The organism is bacterium (assembly GCA_016124905.1).
In the GTDB taxonomy this organism is placed as follows: Bacteria; Pseudomonadota; Alphaproteobacteria; order Rickettsiales; family RI-342; genus RI-342.
In genome coordinates this window covers 37,898-62,215 of record WGMV01000009.1, presented here as the reverse complement: position 1 = coordinate 62,215, position 24,318 = coordinate 37,898, and the positions used below count along the sequence as shown (strand labels likewise).

Below are 24,318 nucleotides of genomic sequence, written 5' to 3'. Positions count from 1 at the left end.
GCTTGGCGAAGCGTGCATCGGCGACGGTGGCGGAAAGCCCCATGCCGGCCAGTTCCTCGGCTGCCTGGAGCGCGGCGTGGAGCCGTGCGCCCAAGGCCAGGATGGCGACGACCCCCGAGTGTATTTCGGCCTTAACAAACGCTTCTAGCCTAAGGTTTTGTAAAGTCACAAAAGCTTCACGTGTAACCACTGGTAAAAAATTAAATAACTGTTAATGTAACGTCAATTTTTAGTAAATTCAGATCAATCCGCAGGAAGGGTACTTACACATGATGACCGCACGCAAAGCCAAGCAAAGCTTCCGCTGGTCCAACACGCTTCGCCGCAGCACGGCGATTTCCGCCGCCATGGCGGTCGCGGGCGTTTCGGGGGTTGCGATGGCGGGCCCGCAGGGCGGTCATGTGGTGTCGGGCAGTGCGACCATCAGCCATCCTTCCGCGGTGAAGACGGATATTCACCAGAACAGCAACAAGACCATCATCAATTGGCGCAGCTTCAACACCACGCCTGCTGAAACGGTCCAGTTCTACCAACCTGGCGCGAGCGCCATTGCGCTTAACCGCGTAACCAACGGTCAGGTTACGGTGTTTCAGGGTGCGCTGAAAGCCAACGGTAACGTGTGGCTCATCAACGAAAGCGGTGTGATGTTCAGCAATACCGCCAAAATTGACGTGGGTGGCCTGCTGGCATCGACCGCCAACATTACCAACAAAGATTTTAACGCCGGGCGTTATGTATTCTCCCAGCCGGGCCAGGCGGGCGCCAAGGTCATCAACCAAGGTACCATCACGGCCAAAGAGGGCGGCCTTGTCGCCCTGGTTGCGCCTGGTGTGGAAAACAGCGGCGTGATTCAGGCGAACCTGGGTAAGGTCGCTCTGGCTGCTGGCGAAACCTACACGCTCGATTTCTATGGCGACAAGCTGATCAACTTCGTTGTGCCGGACCAGAAGGCCGGTAGCGTGAAGATGGATGGCGTGATCGAAGCCGATGGCGGTAAGGTTCAAATTACGGCCAACGAAGCCAGCGATGTAGTTTCCCAAAGCATCAACGTAAGCGGCGTAGTGCGTGCCAACCGCATGCAATATGTCGGCGGTGAGATTGTGATCGATGCCGGTAATGGTGGCAAAGCGGAAGTCTCCGGCAATGTGTCTGCCAAAGGTGTTGGTGGCCAGGGCGGCAGCGTTAAAGTGCTGGGCGGCGATGTTGCTGTGAAATCCGGTGCGACCATTGATACTTCCGGTGAGCTGGGCGGCGGTGAAATTCTTGTTGGCGGCAACTTCCAGGGTAAAGGCCCTGAGCGCAATGCCACCAGCACGGTGATTGAAGAGGGCGCGACCCTGAAATCCGATGCCACGGTGAATGGCGATGGTGGTCGCGTGATCGTCTGGTCCAATGATACGACGGGCTTCATGGGCAGCATCTCCGCCCAGGGCGTTGGTGCTGGCAAAGGCGGTTTCGCTGAAGTTTCCGGTAAAGAAAGCTTTGTGTTCCTCGGTGATGTGAACCTGAATGCCGAAAGCGGCATTGCCGGTGACCTGCTGCTGGATCCTTCCTACATCATTATCCATAGCGGTTCCTTGAACATCTGGCCGTGGAACTCGGTTGAAAACCGTAACATCGTTTCCGCCAGCGCACTGGCCAATGCGTTGAAAAACGCCAACGTGACGCTGGATTCCGACAGCTTCATCGATGTGGGTACGCGGGCGGATTATTCCGAATACGGTCCTCTGGCCGGTTATCTGGCCGGTCTGCTGCTGGGCAATGGGGATATCAATGTTTCCACCTCCGGCCTGACGACGACGACGCATAACCTGACCCTGTCGGCCGATGTGGTGAATTTCAACCGTAACCTGACCATGGGTACGGGCAATGTGTTCGTAAATGCGCCGACCACCAACCTGAACGGCCAGATTTTTAACAATGTTGGCACGCTGCTGGATTCCACCAAGCTGAGCGGCAACTCCTCCACGGTGAACGTGAAATCCAATGCTGCGAAAATCCAGCAGGGTGTTCACATTGCCGGTACGGGTGCGACGGTGAATGTCGCCGCCGGTAATTATGCCGAGCAAGTAAAAATCGGCAAAAACCTGAACCTGGTTGGTTCCGGTGTTGGCGTGACCAACATCGTTGCTCCGGGCGCGCTTGCCAATAACGTGACCGTTTTCGGCACGCCGCGCACGGCCATCATCGGTGTGGAAGGCGCAAATAACGTTAATATCAGCAACCTGACGGTTGACGGCAACCAGAACGGCGCGGCTGCCCCGGGCAGCTTCACGGGTATTGCGTATGGCAATGCCGGCGGTACGGTTGACCATGTTGAAGTCAAGGGCGTTCGCCATTCGGGCAATAGCGGCGTGCAAGGCGGCAACGGCATTTATGCCGGTAACGATGACGGCGTGGCCCGTACGCTCAATGTAAGCAACAGCGTGGTTAAGGATTTCCAAAAGAACGGTATCACGACCAATGGTGATTTCCTGACCGCCAACATCACCAACAACACCATCACGGGTGCCGGCGCGGTGGATTACATCGCCCAAAACGGCATTCAGCTGGGTTATGGAGCCACGGGCACCATCTCCGGCAACAGCATCAGCGAGATCGGCTATACGCCGGACAGCTGGTCGGCTTCCAGCATCCTGGTATTCGATGCGGCTGACGGCGTGCAGGTTACGAACAACACCGTGACCGGCAGCGGCCACGACATCGGCGTTGCGGTGGTGAGCACCAGCCATGCGGTGATTTCCGGTAACAACATTGCCGGCAGCGATACGGCTATTTCCCTCGATGGCGGTCTGGACCCCATCTATGTGGGTTGGGGCATTGTTGGTGGCAGCGCCAGTAACAGCATCGATCACAACACCATCACGGGTGCCGTTACGACCGGTATCGATGTGCTGGATGCTTCCGCCACGACGATTGACGGCAACGTCATTCACCACGGTGCCAAAGGCATTGTGGTAACGGGCGCCACGGGCGATACGCAGATCAAGAACAACGTGCTGCATAACCTGGTTGGCAACGCGATTTCGCTGTTCAGCAGCACCGGATCCAAGATCCTGAGCAACTTCATCGGCCAGAACGAATTCGGCGTGTCTCAGGGCACGAACAACATCGTTGGCGATGGTATCCTGATCGCCGATTCCGACCATATCGACATCAAAGGTAACAAGATCACCGAAACGCACAGCCCGGCATGGGATGTGGGCAGCGGTATCCAGGCGCTGCGCAGCCATGATGTGACCATCGGCGGCACGGGTGTCGGCGAGGGCAACGTGATCACCAATTCCGGCTGGGATGGGATCCGCGTGGATGCCGAAGGCGGTTCCGTTTATAACTTCGATGTGCTCGGCAACGTGATCGACGGTGTTGAGCGCGTCGGTATGTATACCGAGAACCTGACCAACAGCTACCTGCGCTTCAACGTGATTGGCAATGTGCCGATGTATGGCGCCATTTATTCCTATGGCGGTACGGGCCTGAACATCATTGGCAACCATCTGGGCAACAGCAATGCCAACGGCATTCTGGTGGCTGGCCTCTATGGCACCAACACAATCAATGATAACTGGGTCAACTATGTTGGCGGTGACGGCATCCGTTCCGAGAATGTTAGCGGCACGCTGAATGTGACCAACAACCATATCGGCCACAGCATCTTCTTCAGCCCGATCGTCAGCGACCATGTGAATGGCAACGGTATCACGCTGATCAACACTGCGGGCGCGAATGTGAGCGGCAACGCGGTCGATAATTTCGGCTATACCGGTATCTGGGTAGATCCGAGCCCGAATACGTCGGTGACCAACAACACTATCACCGGCGGCGCGTACGGCGTGGTGGTGCTGGACAGCGACAACGTGACGGTGGGCGGCGCCAATGCCGGTGACCGTAACTACATCGATGGCGCTGGCGTAGGCATTTACGTCCAGAACAGCCACAGCACGGTGCTGGATAACAACAAGATCGATAATTCCAAATACCAGGCTGTGTATGCCACGGCTTCCAACAACCTGGACATCAAGAATAACGTTATAAACGGCTCCGGCACTGGCGCGATTGATCCGTTCCAGCTGAATGCCATTGAAGTGCATGGCGGCAATGGCCATCACATCACCGGCAACACGGTGACGGGCGCTGGCTGGGATGGCATCAGTATCTCTGATGCGACCAATGCGATTGCTTCCGGCAACGTGATTGCCAATTCCTTCCGTTCCGCGTTCGCGCTGGGCGGCGGCAGCGGCAACACCATCAGCGGTAACACGCTGAACAATAACTGGGGTGGCATGTGGATTTCCTATGGCACCGATACCGATATCATTGGCAACACCATCAACGGCACCACGGCCTGGCATGGTATTTATGTCGAAAGCAATGAGACCGGCATCACTATCGATGACAACACGATCACCGGTGCGGCGCTTGATGGCATCTATGCCCGCAATAGCAATACTGTGACGGTTCAGAATAACTCTATCAGCGGTTCTGGTGTGGATGGTATCTACGTGACCAACCTCAGCGGCACCACCAACATCACCAACAACAAGGTCAATAATTCCGGCAATGACGGGATCGACGTTGATGGATCGACCGGTGTTGTTCAAATCACCTACAACAACATCAACGGCACCGGCACGGTCGGTGGCGGCTATTCCGGCAGCGATGGTTATAACGGCATCGAAGTTTCCGGGACGACCAATGCCGTGATCTATACCAACACGGTGACGGGCGCTGCTTGGGACGGGGTGAACCTGCAAGACAGCACCGGTGCAAAAATCCTTAGCAATACCATCAGCAACACGCAGGGTGCTTCCGGCGTTGGCGTGCTGAACAGCAGCAACACCGAGATTGCCACCAACACCATCACCAACAGCTACCAGTATGGCATGTATATTGGCGGTCATACCGGCACGCTGAACATCCATGACAACACGGTGACCGGTGCGACGCTGCATGACGGTATTTATGTCACCGGCAGCCAGACGCCTTGGATCGAGAAAAACACGATCAATAACGTCGCGGGCGATGCTATCTCCGTTTACGCCAGCAGCAATGCCACGGTGAAAAAGAACAAGATCGGCCTCACGGGTGGCGCCAACAACATTGGCAGCGATGGTGTTTCCATCGTGGATTCCGCCAGCTCCACCGTTACCGGCAACGAGATTGTCAATGTGGTGGGCAGCGGCGTGTTCATCGACCCGAGCCCGAACAGCGCGGTGATCGGCAACACCATCACGGGTGGTGCGAACGGCGTGTATGTTCTGAGCGCGGATAACGTGACGGTAGGTGGCGCCAATGCCGCTGACCGCAACTTCATCACGGGTTCTGGCACGGGTGTGCGCGTTGAAAACAGCGCGGGCTCCAACGTGTGGAACAACTCCATCACCGGTTCTCTGGGCGATGGCGTGTATGTAAGCGGCCTGACGGGCACGAACGTGATCCAGGGCAACACGGTTTCCGGTTCCGGCGATGACGGGATCGAGGCCAATGGCTCCGCCGGTGTGACCATCAAGAAAAACAAGGTGAGCAACAGCCACGATAACGGCATTGCGCTGTGGAACAGCGCAGGCGCCACGGTGGGTGGTTCCGGTTCCAGCGATGGCAACACCATCAGCGGTTCCGGCTGGGATGGGGTGAATGTCTGGTACAGCGACAATGCCCAGATCCTTCGTAACGCCATCAGCGATTCCACCGGTGCATCCGGCGTGGGTGTGCTTGAATCCGCTAATGTGAAGATCGACCGCAACAACATTCAGGACGTTGCGCGTCTGGGCATCTATGGCGGCAATGTCGATAATGTTCAGATCACCAACAACACTATCAAGGGTGCAGGCCTGGAAAACAGCGGCACGGGCTGGTTGAGCGGCATCCATGTGGAAGCTACCGATGGCCTGACCATCACCGGCAACGATATCGACGGCACCAAAGGCGACGGTATCAATTCCGGTGGGGCCATCAATTACGGTTCTGCCAACAATACCGGTGTTATCCTGATCAACAGCAACAAGGTTAAGAATGTTGCGCGTCATGGTATCTACGGTTCCGCCAATGTGGATGAAGTGAAGTCCAACACCATCAACGGTGCGGGTGGCGACGGTATCGAGATGAACAGCAGCGCCGATGTTGTGATCCAAAGCAATAAGGTTGGCCTGACCGGCGGTGCGAACAACATCACGGGCGACGGCATCAATGTGAACGGTTCCGTCCGTGCGCATGTGAACAGCAACGAGATCAGCAACACGGTCCGTAACGGTATCTACATCAATGGCAGCAACTACGCCGAAGCGCTGAGCAACATCATCAGCAAAACCGGCCTGAACGGCATTTATGTAAACCCGAGCGACTATGTTCAGGTGAAGCTCAACAGCATCACTTCCGCCGGTCTGGACGGTATCAGCATTCTGGGCGGCAAAGAAGCCACGATCGACAACAACACGATCGCCGGCGGCAATGGTTCCGGTAACACTATGGGTGCCGATGGCGCCGTGCGTGACGGTATCCATGTGGATGGCAACAAGGATGTTGTGATCTCCAACAACCAGATCAAAGGCGGCAACGGCACCGTTGGTCTGACCGGTCTGGGTGCCGGTGGCAAAGGCGCTGGCGCTAACGGTATCTTCGTGACCGGCAGCACGGGTGCAAACATCCACCACAACCAGATCAAAGGCGGCAATGCCGGTGCTACGTTCTCCGGCATCACCGCAGGTGGTATTGCTGCGGGTGCAAACGGCATCCAGCTGGTGTCCAACAACAATGCGCATATCAACAGCAACGCGATCAACCGCGTTGGTAACCACGGTATTTACGTCCAAAACAGCAACAGCACGGATGTCAGCCTGAACACGATCGGCGACGGCATCAACTATGGTGCGGTTGTGGATGGCATCAATATCGAAGGCGGCCGTCAGGTCAGCGTCGATAACAATACCATCCAGGGCGGTCTGCTGAACGCCCAGGGCGCTGGTCATGACGGCATCCATGTGGTGAATAACCGCGAAGCACGCATTACCAACAACACGGTGAAGAGCGGCCTTGGCATCGGTTCCGAAGGCGCCGGTAACCATGGCATCTATGCCGATAACAGCGGCGCAATCATCGGTGGCGGTTTTGATGCCATCCTTGGCCAGCTGCGCAGCGGCATCGTGGTGACGGGTAACAAGATCATCGCGGCCGGTCTGTCCAAAGGCGCCGTGGTGGACGGTATCCATATCAACAACAGCGCAGGCGGCCTGGCCGGTGCGCGCGCCAACGTCAGCGGCAACACCGTAACCTGGGTTGGCAATGACGGTATCTTCGTCAGCAACACCAACGGTGTGCTGGTGGATAATAACGGTATCACCCTTGCCGGTGATGATGGCATCGACCTACGCGATTCAAACCTTGCCCATATCGGCACCAACACGGTGACCGGTGCTGGCGATGTCGGCATCTTTGTGGATCCGAGCAGCTTCGTGGTGGTGGAAAACAACACCGTTACCGGTGCTGCCAGCCATGGTATCCAGGTGCAGTACGGCCTCTCCAACACGGTGCGCAACAACAGCGTGAGCCTGGTTGGCGGCGATGGCATCAACATCGACCAAAGCGCGCTGGCCAACGTGACTGGCAACACCGTGACGGGTGCCGAAGGCGATGGTATCCATGTTTATGGCAGCCTGGGCAGTCATATCGGCGGCAACAATGTTACGCTCGTTGGCCTGGATGGCGTTGAAGTCATCAGCTCCAGCGGCAGCAGCATCACCGACAACACGGTGACCGGTGCCGGCGAAGAAGGCATTGACCTGAGCGACAGCAGCCTGACGACCATCAGCGGCAACCATGTTACCGGTACGGCCAGCCATGGTATCCTGGTGGATGGCGGATTGCTGAACCAGATCACCGGCAATAATGTAACGCTGGCTCTGGGTGGCGACGGTATCCATGTGAATAACAGCCAGCTTGCCAATATCAGCGATAACCTGGTCACGCTCGTGACGGGTGACGGTATCGAGGTGCTTGGCTCTAACGGCAGCCTGATTGGCAACAACACCGTAACGGGTGCCGGTGAAGAAGGCATTGACGTGAGCGGCAGCAGCCTGGTCGGCATTATCGGCAACACGGTTACCGGTACCGGCAGCCACGGCATTCTGCTGAATGGCGGTTTGCTGAACAAGATCAAGGGCAACACGGTTACCCTGGCTCTGGGCGGCGACGGCATCCATGCGGATAACAACTGGTTCCTCGATGTGAGCAACAACCTCGTTACCCTGTCCTTCCAGGATGGTATCGAAGTGACCGGCACGCTGCTGAGCTCCATTGCTGACAATACCGTGACGGGCGCCGGCGAAGAAGGCATCGAACTGAGCGGCAGTAGTCTGACCACCATCAGCGGCAACCAAGTTACCGGCACCGGTAGCCATGGCATTGCAGTGGATGGCGGCATTCTGAACAGCGTGCTTGGCAACACGGTTACCCTGGCTCTCGGTGGCGATGGTATCCATGTCAATAACAGCTGGTTCAGTACCATTGCCGGTAACGGCGTGTTCCTGGCTGCTCAAGACGGCATCGACGTGAATGGCAGCCTGCTGGCCAACATTCATGACAACACCGTTGCGGGCGCTGGCGAAAACGGCATCAAGGTGAGCAACAGCTGGCTGTCCCGTATCGTGGACAACACGGTTACCCTTGCCCTGGGTGATGGTATCAATGTGAGCAACAGCTGGTTCAGCACCGTTGCCGGTAACGGCGTGACCCTGGTTGGTCATGACGGTATCGATGTGGATGGCAGCCTGCTGGCCAACATCCATGACAACACCGTGGTTGGCGCTGGCGAAAACGGCATCAAGGTGAGCAACAGCTGGCTGTCCCGTATCGTGGACAACACGGTTGCCCTGGTGCTTGGCAACGGTATCGACCTACGCGATTCCAGCTTCGCCTATATCAATGGGAACAATGTGTTCCTGGTGGGCGATAACGGTATCTTCGTTGATCCGAGCAGCTTCGTGACGGTTGCCAACAACACCGTGATCGGTGCGGTTAATAACGGTATCGAAGTTCAGGACGGCATCTTCAACACCGTACGCAACAACTCGGTTGCGCTGGTGGGTGGCGATGGCATCCATGTGAGCAACAGCTGGTTTGCAAACGTGCTCGACAACACGGTCATGGGCGCGTTGCATGACGGCATTTATGTTGAAGGCAGCGGGTTTGCCAATGTGAATGGCAACACGGTTGGCTTTACCGGCGATGACGGCATTGACGTGCGCAACAGCTTTGCCGCCGATGTGAACGACAATAATGTATTCCTGACGCTGGGTGATGGCATTCAGGTGCGTGACAGCGCGTTTGCCGATATCAAACGCAACACCGTAACCGGTGCTGCCGATGATGGCATCGATGTTGAAGGCAGCGCTTTTGCGGATGTGAACCAGAACCGTGTCAGCTTCGTTCTGCACAACGGTATCGAAGTGTCCGACAGCTTCAATGCGGACGTGATCGGTAACCGCGTTGCGTTTGCCGGCCATAACGGCATCGACGTGGACAATGCCGATTACGGCGATATCCGCGGCAATGACGTGATCTTCGCTGGAAACGACGGTATCCATGTTGAGGACAGCCGCTATGTGGACGTGAAAGGTAACGTGGTGGCCTTTGTGCTAGGTGACGGTATCGACGTGGATCACAGCCGTGGTGCTGACATCCGCCGCAACCGTATCGCGTTTGCCGGTGATAATGGTATCGAAGTATCCGACAGCCGCGATGCCAACATCGATAACAACGTGGTGGCTTTCGTGCTTGGCGACGGTATCCATGTGAATGACAGCCGCAATGTGGATGTGAACCACAACTTCATCGTCTTCGCACTGCATGACGGTATCGATGTAGATGGCAGCCGCAATGCCGACATCAACCGCAACCGCATCGCGTTTGTTGGTGATAACGGTATCGAGCTGTCTGACAGCCGTAACTCCGACATTAATGGCAACCGTATCGCCTTCACGGGTGGCAATGGTATCGATGTGGATAACAGCGATTACACCGATGTTCGTCGCAACGATATCTTCCGTCCCGGCGAGAATGGTGTGGAAATCAACGACAGCTTCGCTGTGGATGTTGACCACAACACCATCCGCGGTGCTGGCGATAACGGCGTGTTGGCATACCATGCCGACCTGCTGCGCGTGCGCGGCAACAGCATCACCGGCTCGAATGAAGACGGTGTGCATGTATCCTACAGCGACGGCGTGCACGTGCTCCGCAACACCATCTCCGGCTCCGGCGATGATGGAGTGGATATCAGCTACTCCGGCACTTACTGGGATGACCTGCCGATGGGCCTTATGGAGGATTCGTCCGAAGGTGGCGAAGGCTCCTCCGGCACGCATACGGTTGTGGCCCGCAACGATATCAGCGATTCCGGCACTCATGGCGTTCGCGCTTACGAGACCAATGATATCCGTATCAGCCGCAACATCATCACCGATTCCGGTGTGGATGGCGTGAACCTCGGCAACAGCGATTATGCCAAGATTCGCCGCAACACCATCACCGGCGCGGGTAGCGATGGCGTGGATGTGTGGCAGGATGCCGGGTATGTGATGGCAGCCAAAAACCTCTATTCAGAAGATTACGAAGGCTACTATTACGGCACCAGCTATGGCGTGGAAGTGACGGACAACGTTATTACCGGCACGTCGGAAAGCCCGATCACGGAGAATGGCGTTCGCGCCACGAATGTGGGCGGCATTCTGATTGCCGACAACACCATCAGCGGCCAGTCCTTCGGCGATATCGGCGAAGACGGCGTGCATCTTGAGAATGCCAGCTATGGTCAGGTTCTGCGCAATATCATCTACAATGTCGGCAGCGACGGCGTAGAGATTGCCAGCACCTATGCCGATGAAATGGGCAGTGAAGGTGGTGACTCCATCATGCCGCTCATCCTCGGCGGCGATGGCAGCGTGGGCATCGTGGTGTCTGACAACACGATCGGCGCGGCTGGCCAGCATGGCATCAATGCATACGATGCCGACGGCCTGGTAACCGAGCGCAACGTAATCGGCACCAGCGAGCTTGGCCAGGTTGCCCGCGATGGTATTCATATCTTTGCCAGCGATAATGTGGTGGTGCGTGGCAACACGATCACCGGCGCGGGTGAAGACGGTATCGACATCAGCGGCGTTCAGTCCGAAACCGTACCGGGTGACGATAGCGGCGAAGGTGGCAGTGACCAGGTGTTCCAGCTCTTTGCCGGTCCGAGCTTCTTCTTCACCGGCAGCAGCAACAATGCGCTGGTGGAAGGCAACGTGGTGACGGATTCCGCTGAAAACGGCATCAAGCTGACGGATACGCCGAACGCGCAGGTGCTTAGCAACACGGTTACCGGCAGCGGTGATGCGGGTATCTATGCTCTGCGTGCGGACGGTCTGCAGGTTGGCAGCAACGTGGTGGATACGGCCAGCGACGGCATCTATGTCGATGACAGCCAGAACACCGTACTGCGCTTCAACCGCATTACCAACGCCACGCGCGGCATTCACCTGATCAACAGCGAGACGGACCTGCAGGACAACACCGTTGTCGGCGGTCAGGACGGCCTGGTGGCTGAGGGTGCAGACGGGTTCCTGCAGTTTGTCGGTGTGAACAACGTGTTCCAGGGCCAGAGCCGCTACTTCATCGATCTGGAAAATAACTTCATGGATAATCAAGTGATTGATGCCCGCGGGGTTTATTTCAACGGTATCTTTGGTGGCACCGCTACGCCTGCACAGATCGCCTATATCGAGACCAAGCTGCATGACCAGGATGATGAGTCCACGGTTGGCCAGATCTTCAGCCTGCCTGCAGCCGGTCCGTCGGGTTTCAGCTTCTTCCTCTCCCTGCTGGAGCAACTGTTCCGCGACAGGTCGCCCGAGCCGATCTTCTCGATCGCCGGTCAGACCATTGAGACCAATGGTTTCAACGCGCCGTTCGGTTTCACCCCGGTTAAGGTGAATCTGAGCTTGAATGGCAGCACCCCGCCCGCTACACCTAACTCATTCAACGTGGCAGGTATGAGCGATACGGAACTGGCTGGCATCGCGCCGGCTGCTGGTCCGGGCGCACAGGGCGGCCAGTCGCAGCAAGGTGAAAACCAAGGCGGCAGCTCCGGCTGCGCCGCGGGCTTCCTCAGCTCCGGCTTCAGCCCGGCTTACAATATGGGCACCTGCCAAGTCAGCCAATAAGGGGAACCCATGAGCAAGACGACCAAAGCCTCCAATGGTAAAGCTGGTTCGGATAAAGCGGCTTCCGCACAGGAAGCCGCCCAGACCGGTCTGCCGCTTTTCCTGAAGAACCCCCGTCCGCTTGACGCTGAGGTGCATGGCACCGCCGGTCTCAAGAAAGACGGCAATTTCAACTTCGCCCAGCAGACCAACTCCGTGCCCATTACGCTGGCGGAACTGCCGGAAGCGGCCCTTTATTACCCGATCGTTTTCACGGGTGATGACTCGGCGCTGCCGGTGGTGGTGCTTGGCCTGGAGCAGAGCAACTACTTTGTCAGCGACAAAGGCCAGTGGAACGATGCCAATTACATCCCGGCCTATGTGCGCCAATATCCGTTTGTGCTGATGGAAGTGGATAACGGCAAGCGCCTGGTGCTGTGCGTGGATGAGGCTGCTGAAAGCTTTACCGCCAAAGGTCCGGGCAATGCCTTTTTTGAAGCCGACAAGAAACCGACGGCTTTCACGCAGGGCGCGCTGGATTTCTGCACGGCCGTGCATCAGCAGCACATGCTGACGCGTGGGTTTGTTGAAGTGCTGAAGCAGTATGATCTGCTGTCGCTTCAGGGAATTCAGGTGAATGTCAGCCAGGGCAAAACCATCCGCCTCAGCGGGTTCAAGATTCTGGACGAAGCCAAATTCAACCAGCTGCCGGGTGAGACCATCCTGAAGCTGCGCGAGCAGGGCTATCTCGGCCTGATTTACATGGTGCTGGCTTCCAGCCGTAACTGGCCGAAGCTTGCCCGTTTCGCCACGCTGGACACACGCAAGGCCGCTTAGTCCGGCAATTAAATGATCAAGGCCGCCGGAGTTTTCCGGCGGCCTTTTTTATTTCTGCTTTTTTGCCGGTTTCTTTTTGTTTTTCGGCCTGGCCGTGGTTGCGGAAGCCGGGGCGGGTTCGGGCTGAGCAGGCTTGTCGAATACACCGGTTTTCAGTCGTTGGATGTAACTGTTGGTTTCTTTGATGATGCGGGGGGTCAGCAGATAGACGGCTATGAGATTGGGCACACCCATGCCGAGAATCAGCAAATCAGAAAAATCGAGCACCAGGCCGAAATGCATGATGCCGCCGAAGAAAGTCGCCGTGCAGAAAAGCAGCTGATAAAGACGGATGCCGCGCTGGCCGAAAAGATAGGTCCAGGCCATTTCGCCATAATAGCTCCAGCCCAGGATGCAGCCATAGGCAAAGATCAGCACGTTGATGGTCAGCAGGATGGGGAACCAGGGGCCAACGGTCTCAAACGCACGGGCGGCGATCAGCACGCCGTCTTCCAGTGTGCCGCCGACATAGGCCTTGGTCACCACGACGGTTAAGCCCGTCATCAGGGCGATGATGGCGGCAAAGAAAGGTTCCAGCAGCGCTACTGCGCCTTCGCGTACGGGCTCGGTAGTTTTGGCGGCGGCGTGGGTGATGGGGGCCGAACCAAGGCCGGCCTCGTTGGCAAAGGATGCGCGCTTGAAGGCAATGGCGAGCATACCGATAAGTCCGCCCGCAGCGGCCTCACCCGAGAAAGCATTGCTGAAGATGCTTGCCAGGGCAGCGGGAATCTCCCCTGCATTCACGGCGATGATCAACAGGCAGCAGCAGATATAAAGCACGCCCTTAAGCGGCGTGACGATGTTAGTGACCTTGGCCACGCGTTTGATGCTGCCGATAAGCACGAGGAACACGCTGCCTGCGATGAGAAGGGAGGGTATCCATTTGTAATCCTCCAGCGAGTGGAAGGTGTTCACCAGGATTTTGACCGACTGGTTGGACTGGAACATGTTGCCGCCACCTAGGGCGCCGCCCATGCAGAAGAAAGCAAAGACAATGGCCAGGTATTTGCCGAACACGGGCATGTTGATTTCCGCCAGGCCATGACGGATGTAATGGAACGGGCCGCCATAGACCTTGCTGGTGGCATTGTCGATGCGGCGGTAGGACAGGCTGAGGACGACCTCGGCATATTTGCTGGACATGGCGAACAGGCCCGCGAGCACCACCCAGAACACCGCGCCCGGCCCGCCCACGGCCACGGCCACCGAAATGCCCGCGATGGAGCCAAGCCCCACCGTGCCGGAAATGGCGGCGCATAATGCCTGGAAATGGTTGATCTCGCCGCTGTCGGCGGCTTGGTCGTATTTGCCGCGAACGATATCGATGGCATGGCCGAAAAGTCGGATGTTCACAAAACGCAGCGCCAGGGTGAAGAAGAGGGCGGCGCCCAATAGCCAGAGCACGATGAAATCAAAGCCTGCGATTTTGTAGAACAGAAAGGCTGAAAAGGCGTTGTTGATGATCTGCAGCAGCGACTCACCCATGCCGGCCAGGTTCATGTTATTCTCCCTTTATGTTAATGCCGCCACCAGTGGTTTTCATTGATGGCGTAAATTGGATGGTAATGCTTGATGCGGGTGCTTTCGGTGACTTTGGGGATGTAGTTATCCAGCACCAGTGCCCGGCCATTGAACGAGACCACCAGCACGGCGTGCATCATGTTGATATTGGAATCCTTCAGGATGACGATGCGCATATCCTCGGGCGAGAAGCCCAGTTCCCGCAGGGTCATGTATTTGGCGATGGCGTAATCCTCGCAGTCACCGCTGCGGTTGATGAATTGCAGCGGGGTTTCCCAATAGTCATCCATGCCCCAGTTAACCAGATCGGTGATGTAAGGGGAGCGGTTCATTTCATCATTTACTGCATAGATCTGGGATTCGCGGCCAAGCGATTCCGCGCTCGATACGAATTCTTCCCACTGGGCGGGTTTGCATTGATCGTTTGGGCAATTTTCCAGAGCCTTGTTCAGGTCTTTTGGGTGCGTATCCAACACGCGCAGCCATTTCTTGAACATGCTGATATCGCCGGATTCCCGCTTGGGAGGGCTGAAATAAGCCGGAAACGCCGATGCATCCGCCACAAAGCCAAGTGCAAGCCAAAGCGACCAAAAAAGGGCTATGGCGGCAGTATGAAATGGTTTGGGTTGCCTCAGCATATGGCCACTATATAGTCATTCCTGAAAGAGTTCATACATTATTTGGCATGTCGCGGCGCAATGCCGTGGCAGCCCCTATGGAAACCACATGGCCGACCAGCAGCAAGCTTCGACCCAAACCATGATCCATGCCGAACAGGGGAGTGCGGGCGCCAGAAGCACCCCCGCCAGTATCCGCAGTCTTACCATGCTGCTGGCGTTTATTATGCTGGCCGGTTTCGCCGTGCTCTGGCAAGTGGGTAGCCACCAGCGTGAGCAGGAGAGCCTCAAGGCACAGCATTTGCTCCGTGTGCTGGCCGACAGCCGTGCGGAAGCCCTGCGCGCACGCCTGCAAAGCCGCTTCGATGTGCTGCAGGATATTGCCAATAACGATACGGTGACGCTTTATCTCTCGGAAGTGGAGCAAGCTGCCGCGCAAGGACAGGGGCCGGATTACAGCCTGCCGGAAATCACCTCGCTGCGCATGCTGGTGCAGGTGGCGGCCGCACGCGGCGGGTTTGAACCGACTTATGCATTGCCGCCCACGCCGTCATCGGCACCGGTGGTGGTGGGTGGGGTCGCCTTGCTGAACATGAAGCGTGAGCCGCTGGTGATGTCGCGCACCATGCCGCCGTTGGAGGCGGGAGGCTTGAAGGACAGGCTGGCCAAGCTGCCGCTGGCGAAAAGCCATTTCATCGATTTGTACCCGATGGCGGACGGGCGTTTGGCCATGGCGTTTGTCGTACCGGTATTTGCCGTGCAAGGCACCCGCATGGATACCGACCAGCGCGGCTGGCTGGTGGCGGTTGAGCGTGCCGATGCCAGCCTGCTGCAAACCGATATTCCCACCGTGGAGCCATATAAAAACGTGACGCTGCAGCTGGTGCGCCAGGGGGCAAAACAGGTGGAGTGGCTGGAAAATAAAGGCCAGGACGTGGCGTTGAAAAATATGGATGCCACCACACCTGATCTGGTGCCGGCCAAGTTGCTGCAGGATTCCGGCCGATTCGTATCGGGTGTGGATATGAGCGGCACCAAGGTGATGGCCGTGGCGCAAAAGGTTGCGAATGTTCCCTGGCTGGTAATGGCAAGCCTGCCGGCCAAGGATGCGCTGCATGAAGCGAACCAGCAGATTCAGCGCATGGGGCTGATGCTGGCGGTGGTGTTTATGCTCGTGATCGTGGGTGTGGTGTGGATGTGGCGCAAGGTGAGCCTGCAGCGCGCCGAGGAACTGGCGCATGACCTGAAGGGTGTGACGGCGCAGCTATCCTATGAGCATGCGCTGCTGGAAGTGGTGACGGATGCCGAGCCGGATGTGATGTTTATCTGCGACGAGGAAGGCATTTATCATTATGCCAACCGTCGCCTGGCCACCTTGTTGAAGACAAAGGCGGAAGACATTGTCGGCAAGCATCTGGTGCAGGTGATCGGCCCGCATGAGGCGGAGCGTCATCAGCCCTGGATGGAGGATGCGTTGAGCACCCGCACCAGCCATGTGCATGTACACCAGCTGATTGCCAAGAAGGGGCTTCAGGTTTTGCAGACGACCTATATACCCGTGGATGATCTGCCCACACCGGAGGGAACGCACAAAAAAGGCGTGCTGGTGGTGGAGCAGGATATCACGGCGCTGTCGCTGCAGAAGGATAAGGCCGAGCGCCTGATGACGCGCCTGGTGGCGACCCTGATGGGGCTGATCGACAAGCGTGACAAATTCGCGGCCGATCATTCCGTGCGGGTGGCAAAGCTTGCACGCGCGCTGGCGGAAAGCATGAAGCTGGATGAGACCACACAAAAGACGGCGGAGATCGCCGGCAGTCTGATGAACCTTGGAAAGCTGTTCATTCCCGAGGCGCTGCTGACACAGGAAGGCAGACTGAAGGCGGGCGACCTGAAGAAGATACGCGAGAGCATTATCGCTACCGCCGATCTGCTTCAGGATATCGAATTCGACGGTCCGGTGGCGGATACGATCCGTCAGTGTAAGGAGTTCTGGGATGGCAGCGGGATGCTTGGCATGAAGGGTGAGAAGATACTCATGGCGGCGCGAGTTGTGGCGGTGGCCAATGCGTTCATCAGCCTTACGTCCGACCGTGCCTTCCGTAAGGCCATGTCTACCGATGACACGATTCGTCAGCTGTTGGATGATATGGGCACGCTTTATGACCGTGCCGTTGTTGTGGCGCTTGCCAATCTGGTGGTGAGTAAGGGCAACGACTGGCTGGACCGGGACGCGGCTTAATGCCTAACCTGCGCTTTGCGCCCATTAGGGCACGAGGCTTCAAGGGTCCCACTCGCGGCGCTCGTATACAATAAATACATTTTAAAGGGTGCGTTTGCGCTTCTGGATTGCCTGTTCCAGCGTTTGTAGAAACTGAGAACGGTCCTGCTTGGTGAAGCTGGGGTTGTGGCCTTTGATCTCGCCGGCCTCGCGCAGGTAGGCGGTGAATTCACGCATGGCGAGCGCGCTACCGATGTTGGCCTTGGTGAAAGGTTTGCCGGTTGGGCCGATGACATCGGCCTGTTTTTCCAGGCAGCGGGCGGCGAGTTTGATATCGGCCGTGATGGCGATGTCGCCCGCTTCGATATGTTCGGTAATCCAGTCGTCCGCGGCATCAGGCCCCTGGCCGACCAGAATACGGTGAATATTGGGGCCGGTTGCACGGAACAACCCGCTGTTGCTGACCATGTATACGGAAAGCGCGTGACGTTCCGCCACGCGCATCACCTCATCCTTCACCGGGCAGGCATCGCCATCCACATAGATGTTCAGCATATGGCGATGCCCCGGTTCGGATTATTTATCGCCGAAGCGGCCCTTTTCACTGGACCATTTGTTCCATTGCTCGCGCAGCTCGGCAATGGAGGATGGCGAGGGGGAATCACTGGCAAGTGCTGCATCCAGCTTTTCACCGAAGCTTTTGAAGCTTGCGTCCAGCTCGCGGTCAGCGGAGCTTTTATTGGCTTTATCCAGTGTTTCTTTCACCTGTTTCAGCAGGCGTTTGCTTTCGGTGAAGGCATCGGCCTTGGCGAGCGTTTCGGCGGTTTCAAGCGCCAGCTTGCCTTTGTCATAGCCGACGGAGCTAAAATAGAAATAGCGCAGGTCGCGCTCCTGGGATTTGCTCAGGATGTCGTTGGCTTCCATCAGCGCGCCAGCATTGACCTTAGCCTGAGCGTCCTTGATGTCGGATGCCATCATGTTGTTGAAGCGGAGGTTCACCAGCGTGGCCTGCAGATCCGTCAGTTCGGGGTTGGTTTCGGCACTATCCCAGCTGCCGACGCTAGCCTGGTTGCTGTTGCCGAACAACGGCACCACGATGCCGATGGATTTATCGGCGATGGCATAGGAGATATACAGAGCGCGCACGGCGTTGTGGGTGCCGCTCAGTTCATTGCGGCGGTTGAGCTCGAACATGGCGGTGGAGGCATTCTCGAGCGACTTGGCGGCTTTTTCCTTGTTACCGGTCAGCATGTGGTAACGCGCTTCGCTTATGAGCCAGAGCACGGCTTCCTGGGAATATTCATCCGGCTGGCCGGTATAAGCGCCGGGGTAGATTTTCACCGGAGCGGGATAATCGGCCACAATGGTTTTGCCGGCTGTGGCGGTCGTTGCTTTGGTGATGTTGCCGGTTTCTTCTTTCACGGTGGTTTTGGTGGTGGTTTCTACCGTGGTGGTGCTTTGGATGGTTTCTTTGATAAGGCCTTTGTCATCCGGCAGCGCAACAGCCTTGGCAGGCGCTTCCTCTAACGTGGATTTTGCGGTTTCCACCGTGGTGGTGAGGGAAGGGACGGCTTCAGCCGGTTTACTGTCATCCAATGCCGGGGCATCCAGAGTGATGCCGGATAGGTTGCCGCTATCTTCGCTTTGAAGAGAGAAGGATTCCGATCCATCCAAAGCCAAGGCAGCTGAGGAAAGCAGAGTGGTGCAGGTTAGCAACGCCGCCAAGGTGATGGTACGCATGTTCTTCTCCATATTCTTGATAACCAACGAGATGGCGATACTGCACCAGAAGCCGTTATTTGGCAAGTTTGCGCGCTGCATTAAAGGGAAGATTAAAAACCTGTAATGTACGAAGGATGCCTTTCACACGCTCGTATCATAGGTATCAGAACACTGATACTGGAGATGACCTATGAAACGCCTCATGCTTGCTCTTGCCGTCGTGGCCGGTTTAAGCGCCATGGCACCCCAAGCCGCCCATGCTGGTGACAGCCGTTTTTACCTGAATATCGGCGGGCCTTCCTATGTGGTTCGGGAGCGGGCCTATTACGAGCCTGCTTATTATCAGCCTACTTATTATCGTCCTGTACGGTATGTGGAACCGCGCCATGTGCATAAGCACCACCGTCGCGAGCGCGATTATTATGTGCGGCGTGCCCCGGTGGAGCGTGTGGTGTACCGTGAAGAACCGCGCGGCTGGTTCGGCTTCAGCTTCTAGCCTGACAGGTTAAACGAAAACAGCCGGGAATTATCCCGGCTGTTTTTTATTCGATTTTGTCGCAGTTAAGCGGCAAAACCGCGGTTCTGACCACGCGGATTGCCTCCGCGGCTGTTGCCTTTTGTCCAGGTATTGGACTGGCCGTTGCCACGAGGTTTAAATCGCGCAGGCTTGTCGCTACCGCCTTCCAGACGTTCGCTGCGTTCCTGACGGGGACGAGCGGCATCATGTGCCCAGTTTTGTTTCGGCTGCTCTTTATGCGGTCTTTCCGTGCGCGGCATGTCGGACGCGGCGTGAAACTCATCACCTTTTCGGTTGCGCCCTTCACCACGGGGGGCTTGCGCATCCCGCGGTTGATCGTCGCGGCGAGGGCGGCGAGCATCACCATCCTGACGATTGCCCTTAAAACCACCGCCGTTGCGGCCGCGGCCACCGGAGCGTTTGCCTTCCGAGCGGTTGCCGCCGGATGAGAAGCCTTCCAGTTTTTCACCCGGATGCATCAGTTTGTGAATGGCGCGCCATTTGCTGCCATCCTGCGGGGTGATGAGGCAGATGGCCGAGCCTTCCGCACCCGCGCGGGCCGTGCGGCCGATGCGGTGAATATAATCTTCCGGCGCCTGGGGCAGGTCGTAGTTGATCACGTGCTCGATGTGCGGAATATCCAGACCGCGCGCAGCGATGTCGGTTGCCACCATGATGCGGTGTTTCTTATCGCGGAAGGACTGGATTACGCGGTCGCGCTTGTTCTGGCGCAGGTCGCCATGGATGGCGTCCGCGCTGTGGCCGCTGCGGGAAAGTTTAATCGCCATTTTCTCGGCACCCCATTTCGTTTTGACGAAGATGATGATGGAGCCTTCGCGGTTATTCAGCTGTTCGATCAGGTGATTGTATTTATCGCCCTCGGACGTCTGGATGATCTCCTGCTGAATCTTGGGAGCAGCGGCCGTGGTGGAACCAACGGTGATGCGGACAGGATCCGTCAGGTATTTGCTGGAAAGCTGCATGATGTTGCCGGGCATGGTGGCCGAGAACATCAGCGTCTGGCGCTGCTTGGGAAGGTATTTGGCAATCTTTTCCAGCTGAACACCGAAACCCATGTCAAGCATGCGGTCGGTCTCGTCCAGTACCAGGAAGCCCGCATCGTGCAGGGCCAGGGTGCCGCGCGCCAGGTGGTCGTTGATACGGCCAGGCGTGCCGACGATGAGGCGCGGACGCGCGCGCAGCTGCTGAAACTGCTTGGGCATGGGCTCACCGCCAATAAGCAAGGCGGTTTTGATGGGGCTATATTTGCCGAGCATCTTTTCCAGTGCTTCCAGCACCTGAACGGCGAGTTCGCGCGTCGGCGTCAGCACCAGGGCAGAGCCGCGCGGTTTGTTGAGCAGGTGGGCCACCAGCGGAATGCCGAAGGCACCGGTTTTGCCCGTGCCCGTCTGGGCGGAGCCGAGAATATCTTTGCCTTCCAGCGCAAGCGGAATGGCCTGGGCTTGGATAGGGGTGGGGGTGTTGAATTGCATTTGCTCAAGCGAATGCATAAGCTGCATGGGCAGCCCGAGAGATTGGAAATTCTCCATTGGGTATCCTTTAATGTATTTTTATTATGAAAAGCTGTGAATCTCGCCAGAACCCTGATTGCAGGGCCATGCACCCTTTGTGGTGCGGAAATATGCAGCTTGCAGGCGCGCTGCTAAAAGGGGCGGATCACACAGCACCCATTGGAGTGCTAAATAATGCGGTTCTTAGTCACGCCTTATTGCCCGCAGCGGAATGCCGCGGGCAACAGTATTCGGTAGTCAAGAAATAGGACGCGTATTAGGCAACCAGTTTCAGGTTTGCAGCAGAGGTCTTGCCTTTGTTGGTGGCGAGTTCGTAGCTGACTTTCTGGCCTTCGTTCAGACCGGCGAGGCCTGCACGCTCAACCGCGCTGATGTGCACAAACACATCGTTGCCACCTTCTTCCGGCTGAATAAAGCCGTAGCCTTTGGTGGGGTTGAACCATTTAACGGTACCGGTAGCCATGGGTAGTTCTCCTAAAAAGTAGTCTATTGATCATGCGTAGTGACTGTCATTGCCTGCCTTAAGGGCCGAAAACAACAGAAAGAGCCTTGTATTCTCAGCTTTCGCTGTAACTCTTAGTCACGCAGCATAATGATCGACTTCTCAGAAGACCCTTATGTATCAGTAAGATAGGCCGGTTTGGACGGCCCGCAAAGGCGAAGAGTAAAACAAACACTCGGCTGGTCTTTTAATGCTACGCGCTGGAAAAGTCAAGGTAATTGCATGGGTTGTGCCAGGAAAGCCCCCTTGTCATACAAGAGGGCTTCCTTGCGGAGTAGCTAGGCTGCAGCGAGGTTTTGCGCATTGCTGCGTTTCAGAATGGCTTCCGCCAGGTCGTTTTCCGCATCATTATGAGTGGTCACGGCAATGAGAATGGCCCCGCCTTTCACATCGCTTTCGTAAAGCTTGGCTTCGTGTTCCGGCAGACCGAGGCCGATAAGGCCGCCTACCAGACCGCCCGTCAGCGCACCTGCGCCACCGCCGGTGAAGGCGGCAACAAGCGGGCCAGCTGCCAGAAAGCCCGCACCCGGAACAGCAACCGAGCCGATGGCAACCAGTCCGGCCGCGATGGCGCCGATAATGCCGCCAACTACGCCACCGGTGGCGATGCCTTCCGGCGCTTTGCTGGCATCCTCAATGCCGAAGAATTTGCTCCGCGTCTGTTCGTTCATCAGCACGCTGACGTCGTTACGGCTGAAGCCGGAGGTTTCCAGTTCAGCAATGGCGGATTCTGCATCGGCACGGGTGCGAAATGTCGCGGTGATGGTCTTGGTCATGGGTGTCTCCTGTTTCCTATTTGGTGTGTAATGGCAGCATCTGCCATAGCGTGCTCAGACTAGGCGGCGTGCCGTAAAGATGCGATGGCACGTGGCCGCTTGGCCATAAAGGAACGGTAAGGGCAATAATGCGGTGCAATATGAAAAAGCGTTGCGGGGCAGTGCCAGCCCCGTAAGATGATAAAAAATACAATCATCACGGGGAGTATGGATGAGCGCATCCATTTATGCCGATTTGCTGCGGAACGAGGCGAACTGCCTGCCGCTTTCCCCGCTTGGTTTTATCGAGCGCAGCGCGCAGGTTTATCCAAGCCATGTGGCAGTGATTCATGGAGACAGAAAGCATAGCTGGGCGGAGGTGTATGCGCGTTGCCGCAGGCTTGCCTCGGCGCTGGTTAAAAAAGGCATCAAGCGTGGCGATACGGTATCCATCATGGCGCATAATACGCCTGCGCATATGGAGGTGTATTTTGGCGTGCCAATGGCGGGCGCGGTGATCAGCGCGCTGAATACGCGACTGGATGCGAAAATGATTGCCTTCATGCTGGATCATTCGGAGACAAAGCTGCTGCTGACGGACAGGCAGCTTTCACCGGTGATGAAGGAAGCGCTGGGCTTAATGAAGGGCAGGCCCATCGTGATTGATATCGACGATTATCTTTACGAGGGTTCGGGCGAGCTGATCGGTGAGATGGATTACGAGGCGTTTCTGCAAACCGGTGATCCCGAATATGCCTGGGAATGGCCGGTGGATGAATGGGAGCCGATTGCGCTGAACTATACGTCCGGCACGACGGGCGATCCCAAGGGTGTGGTCTATAACCATCGTGGGGCTTATCTGAACAGCGTCGGCAATGCGCTGGTGTGGAACATGCAGCATCACCCGACCTATCTGTGGACACTGCCGATGTTTCATGCAAGTGGATGGTGCTTTCACTGGACGGTGACCATGCTGGCAGGCACGCATGTGATGCTGCGCAAGGTGGATGCGGCCGATATTTTCCGGCTTATTGAGACGCATGGGGTGACGCATTTCACAGCGGCCCCGGTGGTGCTGAACATTCTGTTGAACGCACCCGATGCGGTGAAGCGGAAGTTCGACCGCAGGATAGAGGTGATGACGGCAGGTTCGGCGCCGCCCGCTGCTGTGCTGGAAGCCATGGAAGCGATGGGTTTTAATGTGACGCATGTGTATGGCGGCACGGAGGTATACGGGCCGAATATGTCCTGCGCGTGGCATGCGCCATGGAACGAGCATGACCCCGCAGAGCGCGCGCGGCTGAAGGCACGGCAAGGCGTGCGCTCGCCGGTGCTGGAGCAGATGATGGTGGCGCATTCCGAAACCATGGAAGAAACCCCGTGGGATGGCAAAACTATCGGCGAATGCATGATGAAGGGCAATGTGGTGATGTCGGGCTATTTGAAAAATCCGCATACCACGGCAAAGACCTTCCATGGGGGATGGTATCATACGGGGGATCTCGCCGTGCGGCACCCGGATGGGTATATCGAGGTGAAGGACCGGTTGAAGGACATCATCATTTCCGGAGGGGAGAATATCTCCTCCATTGAGGTGGAAAGCGTGCTGTACCGTCACCCGGCGGTGCTGGAGGCGGCGGTGGTGGCCAAGCCGGATGAGAAATGGCAGGAAGTGCCATGTGCCTTCATTGAACTGAAGCCTGGTATACAAGTGACGGAAGAAGAGATTATCGCGCATTGCGCAGCCAACATGGCGCGCTACAAATTGCCGAAGCAGGTGGTGTTTGGCCCGCTGGATAAAACGCCAACCGGGAAAATCCAAAAATATATCCTGCGTGAGCGGGCGAAGTCATTATGATGCATGGGGCCGGCTGGGAGG

At 57.0% G+C, this 24,318-nt stretch carries 12 protein-coding genes and 1 pseudogene; 5 read left to right on the top strand and 8 right to left on the bottom strand.

Annotated elements, in window-relative coordinates:
• Nucleotides 1-109: pseudogene (locus GC177_03390) on the bottom strand (hypothetical protein).
• Between the two features lie 160 nt (nucleotides 110-269).
• On the opposite strand from GC177_03390, the gene GC177_03385 reads away from it, so the two are divergent.
• Together GC177_03385 and GC177_03380 are read left to right on the top strand one after the other, a co-directional pair.
• Nucleotides 270-12,197 (top strand): filamentous hemagglutinin N-terminal domain-containing protein, encoded by an 11,928-nt coding sequence (locus GC177_03385; protein ID MBI1274998.1) that lies wholly within the window; start codon nucleotides 270-272, stop codon nucleotides 12,195-12,197.
• Nucleotides 12,198-12,206: 9 nt separating this feature from the next.
• The gene (locus GC177_03380; protein ID MBI1274997.1) at nucleotides 12,207-13,013 is read left to right on the top strand and encodes a SapC family protein; all 807 of its coding nucleotides are present in this window, start codon (nucleotides 12,207-12,209) and stop codon (nucleotides 13,011-13,013) included.
• A gap of 48 nt (nucleotides 13,014-13,061) precedes the next feature.
• On the opposite strand, the gene GC177_03375 is transcribed toward GC177_03380, so the two are convergent.
• Nucleotides 13,062-14,552 carry an amino acid carrier protein gene (locus GC177_03375; protein MBI1274996.1) on the bottom strand — a complete coding sequence of 497 codons (1,491 nt, stop codon included), beginning with the start codon at nucleotides 14,550-14,552 and terminating at the stop codon, nucleotides 13,062-13,064.
• Nucleotides 14,553-14,569: 17 nt separating this feature from the next.
• Nucleotides 14,570-15,211 carry a hypothetical protein gene (locus GC177_03370; GenBank protein MBI1274995.1) on the bottom strand — a complete coding sequence of 214 codons (642 nt, stop codon included), beginning with the start codon at nucleotides 15,209-15,211 and terminating at the stop codon, nucleotides 14,570-14,572.
• An 88-nt stretch (nucleotides 15,212-15,299) separates the two neighbouring features.
• On the opposite strand from GC177_03370, the gene GC177_03365 reads away from it, so the two are divergent.
• The gene (locus GC177_03365) at nucleotides 15,300-17,432 is read left to right on the top strand and encodes a PAS domain-containing protein (protein ID MBI1274994.1); all 2,133 of its coding nucleotides are present in this window, start codon (nucleotides 15,300-15,302) and stop codon (nucleotides 17,430-17,432) included.
• A gap of 81 nt (nucleotides 17,433-17,513) precedes the next feature.
• On the opposite strand, the gene GC177_03360 is transcribed toward GC177_03365, so the two are convergent.
• Nucleotides 17,514-17,966, bottom strand: coding sequence for a YaiI/YqxD family protein (locus tag GC177_03360; protein ID MBI1274993.1), 453 nt, complete (start codon nucleotides 17,964-17,966; stop codon nucleotides 17,514-17,516).
• A 21-nt stretch (nucleotides 17,967-17,987) separates the two neighbouring features.
• Nucleotides 17,988-19,151 (bottom strand): hypothetical protein, encoded by a 1,164-nt coding sequence (locus GC177_03355; GenBank protein ID MBI1274992.1) that lies wholly within the window; start codon nucleotides 19,149-19,151, stop codon nucleotides 17,988-17,990.
• A 172-nt stretch (nucleotides 19,152-19,323) separates the two neighbouring features.
• On the opposite strand from GC177_03355, the gene GC177_03350 reads away from it, so the two are divergent.
• Nucleotides 19,324-19,629 carry a hypothetical protein gene (locus GC177_03350; GenBank protein MBI1274991.1) on the top strand — a complete coding sequence of 102 codons (306 nt, stop codon included), beginning with the start codon at nucleotides 19,324-19,326 and terminating at the stop codon, nucleotides 19,627-19,629.
• 65 nt (nucleotides 19,630-19,694) lie between these two features.
• Here GC177_03350 and GC177_03345 read toward each other — a convergent pair whose 3' ends face one another.
• From GC177_03345 to GC177_03335, 3 genes are all read right to left on the bottom strand, one after another.
• On the bottom strand, nucleotides 19,695-21,200 hold the full coding sequence (locus tag GC177_03345; protein ID MBI1274990.1) for a DEAD/DEAH box helicase: 1,506 nt from the start codon (nucleotides 21,198-21,200) through the stop codon (nucleotides 19,695-19,697).
• A gap of 238 nt (nucleotides 21,201-21,438) precedes the next feature.
• Entirely contained in the window at nucleotides 21,439-21,645 is a 207-nt protein-coding gene (locus GC177_03340) for a cold-shock protein (GenBank protein ID MBI1274989.1), read from the bottom strand.
• 317 nt (nucleotides 21,646-21,962) lie between these two features.
• On the bottom strand, nucleotides 21,963-22,460 hold the full coding sequence (locus GC177_03335; GenBank protein MBI1274988.1) for a hypothetical protein: 498 nt from the start codon (nucleotides 22,458-22,460) through the stop codon (nucleotides 21,963-21,965).
• Nucleotides 22,461-22,671: 211 nt separating this feature from the next.
• Here GC177_03335 and GC177_03330 point away from each other — a divergent pair, with 211 nt between their 5' ends.
• Nucleotides 22,672-24,297, top strand: coding sequence for an AMP-binding protein (locus tag GC177_03330; protein ID MBI1274987.1), 1,626 nt, complete (start codon nucleotides 22,672-22,674; stop codon nucleotides 24,295-24,297).
• The last annotated feature ends 21 nt before the right edge of the window (nucleotides 24,298-24,318 follow it).

Excerpts from the sequence above, each read along its gene's own strand:
- GC177_03380 (MBI1274997.1), top strand. The coding sequence starts at position 12,207 with ATGAGCAAGACGACCAAAGCCTCCAATGGTAAAGCTGGTTCGGATAAA.
- GC177_03385 (MBI1274998.1), top strand. The coding sequence starts at position 270 with ATGATGACCGCACGCAAAGCCAAGCAAAGCTTCCGCTGGTCCAACACG.
- GC177_03375 (MBI1274996.1), bottom strand. The coding sequence starts at position 14,552 with ATGAACCTGGCCGGCATGGGTGAGTCGCTGCTGCAGATCATCAACAAC.
- GC177_03365 (MBI1274994.1), top strand. The coding sequence starts at position 15,300 with ATGGCCGACCAGCAGCAAGCTTCGACCCAAACCATGATCCATGCCGAA.
- GC177_03330 (MBI1274987.1), top strand. The coding sequence starts at position 22,672 with ATGAGCGCATCCATTTATGCCGATTTGCTGCGGAACGAGGCGAACTGC.
- GC177_03350 (MBI1274991.1), top strand. The coding sequence starts at position 19,324 with ATGAAACGCCTCATGCTTGCTCTTGCCGTCGTGGCCGGTTTAAGCGCC.
- GC177_03340 (MBI1274989.1), bottom strand. The coding sequence starts at position 21,645 with ATGGCTACCGGTACCGTTAAATGGTTCAACCCCACCAAAGGCTACGGC.
- GC177_03345 (MBI1274990.1), bottom strand. The coding sequence starts at position 21,200 with ATGGAGAATTTCCAATCTCTCGGGCTGCCCATGCAGCTTATGCATTCG.
- GC177_03360 (MBI1274993.1), bottom strand. The coding sequence starts at position 17,966 with ATGCTGAACATCTATGTGGATGGCGATGCCTGCCCGGTGAAGGATGAG.
- GC177_03335 (MBI1274988.1), bottom strand. The coding sequence starts at position 22,460 with ATGACCAAGACCATCACCGCGACATTTCGCACCCGTGCCGATGCAGAA.
- GC177_03370 (MBI1274995.1), bottom strand. The coding sequence starts at position 15,211 with ATGCTGAGGCAACCCAAACCATTTCATACTGCCGCCATAGCCCTTTTT.
- GC177_03355 (MBI1274992.1), bottom strand. The coding sequence starts at position 19,151 with ATGCGTACCATCACCTTGGCGGCGTTGCTAACCTGCACCACTCTGCTT.